This window comes from uncultured Campylobacter sp., assembly GCF_938031315.1.
Classification (GTDB): domain Bacteria; phylum Campylobacterota; class Campylobacteria; order Campylobacterales; family Campylobacteraceae; genus Campylobacter_B.
This window is the reverse complement of the sequence record NZ_CALHHT010000468.1, coordinates 1-2,067: the sequence shown is the minus strand read 5'-3', so window position 1 is coordinate 2,067 and position 2,067 is coordinate 1. Positions and strand designations below refer to the sequence as shown.

Below are 2,067 nucleotides of genomic sequence, written 5' to 3'. Positions count from 1 at the left end.
GAAATTTCTACTTCGTTTTTTGTGCCGCTCATATCTGAAATTTCGCCGAGATTTTCTGCGCTGCCGAATTTCAAAAATGCCCCGCAGCGTGCGACTTCCTCTATGAGAGCGGAGGTTTTTAGATAGATCATCTGCAGATATTTGCTCGCATCGTCGTTGAAATCGTTGCTTAAGCTCACGTCCATCAGCTCGCCCACGGCTAGTTTCGTGACAGCGCCCGAAAGCGCGGTGGCGATGCGGCTTTCAAATTTGCTAAGCTCGAAGTATGCCTTGGAATAGAGTATGTCGCCCAACATCACGGCGTTTTTGGAGCCGTAGGTGGCGTTTATCGAGGGCTTGCCGCGGCGCACCGAGCTTTCGTCGATGACGTCGTCGTGCAGTAGGCTCGCAGCTTGAATGAGCTCGATGATCGCGCACAGACGCAGCGATTTTTCATCCTTTTGCGCGATGTTTAGCAGTAGCTTGGAGCGCAGTTTTTTGCCGGGGCTTAGCCTATCAAACATCTCGTTAGCGGGCTCGTAGCCGCATTCTGCGATGAAGCTTTTCATAATTAAATCAATTTGATCTAGCATTTTACTCGTCGTTGTTTGGGATATTTTTGCTCATCTGCAAAATTCGTCGTTCAGACCGTCCAGCGGACCTATCTTGCGCGATGAAGCTTTCGCGCTCGCTAATGCCGCGCGCTTCGCAGAGCCGCTCACAGGCGATTAGGCGGATTAGAGCTTCTTCGATTTCGTTTTGCACCAAAGTAGGGCTTGCAGCGGATAAAATTTCAAAAAATTTCCCCCTCGGACCGCCTTCAAAAATATCCATTTACCTTCCTTAAAATTTCGCGATTATAGCAAATGTAAAATTTAATTTAGGTTAGAACGCGGCAAACTATCGAGATTTTTAAACAAGGGCGATTACGCAAATCTTGTGCTTGCGTGCGGTAAATTTTAAGCTTAAGCGCGGGATTTTGGGCTTTGAATCTCATAAATTCTAAAATTTTACTTGTTTGCGAGATAGGCAGAACGAGCGGAATTTAAAAATTTAATCTTGGTCGCGTGGTAGATTAAACGCGAAGCTTTGCAGAAGGCGGAATTTTAAATTTACATATAAGCAGCTTGATTTTTGCGGAAATTTTAAACTTCTGTGGCGCGAGTGAAATTTTGGATTTCGCGTGAGTGGATAGAATTCCGCTTTGTTTGAGCGCTAAAATTCTTGGATTTCGCGCAGGCGGAGAGGATTTTCGCTTTGCTTGTGCGGTAAAATCTTGATTTCTGAGCGGCGGATAAATTCTACTTATGCAAAATCTACTCGCGTGCATAACACAGATCAGGCTTTTTAAAATTTTAAAATTCCGCCGCTTTGCGAGAATTTGAAATTTCATGGACACAGTAGAATGCTAAAATCGCGTTTGGCATTAAATTTTTAAACTATAATTTTGAGGCAAATTTTAAATTAATCCGCGAGAGGGCGTCTTTAAATTTTTAAAATTCCGCCACCTTTTACAGATAGAATTTCATTTTTCACGCAGATAAAATCGCGCACTACAAAAGCTACTTTTAAAATTTTAAATTCCACTCGCGCAGATGAAATCCCAGTTTCTCGTGCTAGTGGAATTTTTCGCGCAAGAATTATTTTTAAATTTTAATTTCGCTTGCGTTGCACGCGAAGATGGAATTCGCTCCGTTTTAAGAGCCTAAGCGTGATTTTACCCTGCTACAATACTACTTTAATTAGCTATGCCTCAAAAGCCAGGCTACTTTAAATTCCGCCGATGATTTCGCGCGCCTGCGCGATGCTTAGGGCATTGTGACTTAGTTCGCTAGGCTCGCCAAACCCCCAGCATACCTGCAAATACTCAAGTTTTGCGCCTCTTAGATCTGCCAAGTTTGCCTGAAAATATCGCGCTGCTGCAGCTTGTGCGCTTTCCGTCGCTTCTGCTTTTGCGGAAATTTTAGCGCCTTTAAAGCTTAGCGTTGCCGCCCCGTCAGCACCTGTGTCGTTAGGGCGGAATTTTTCATCCGCGTTAAGATTTTCGCCGCAAGAGTTTAAGCCCTCGCTAGCGCTAAAATTCTTTCT

Annotated in this window: 3 protein-coding genes and 1 pseudogene; all 4 read right to left on the bottom strand. The window is 44.3% G+C overall.

Annotation, left to right across the window (positions count from 1 at the left end; all coding sequences use genetic code 11):
• A partial coding sequence (locus tag Q0236_RS11625) for a polyprenyl synthetase family protein (protein WP_297918194.1) occupies positions 1-572 on the bottom strand: 572 nt, incomplete at its 3' end.
• 1 nt (position 573) lies between these two features.
• Positions 574-813 (bottom strand): DUF2018 family protein, encoded by a 240-nt coding sequence (locus tag Q0236_RS11620; protein ID WP_297918191.1) that lies wholly within the window; start codon positions 811-813, stop codon positions 574-576.
• Positions 814-1,054: 241 nt separating this feature from the next.
• Positions 1,055-1,372: a hypothetical protein gene (locus Q0236_RS11615; RefSeq protein WP_297918187.1), complete on the bottom strand. Its 318-nt coding sequence runs from the start codon at positions 1,370-1,372 to the stop codon at positions 1,055-1,057.
• A gap of 377 nt (positions 1,373-1,749) precedes the next feature.
• Positions 1,750-2,067 (bottom strand): annotated as a pseudogene (locus Q0236_RS11610) (hypothetical protein); the annotation flags it as partial.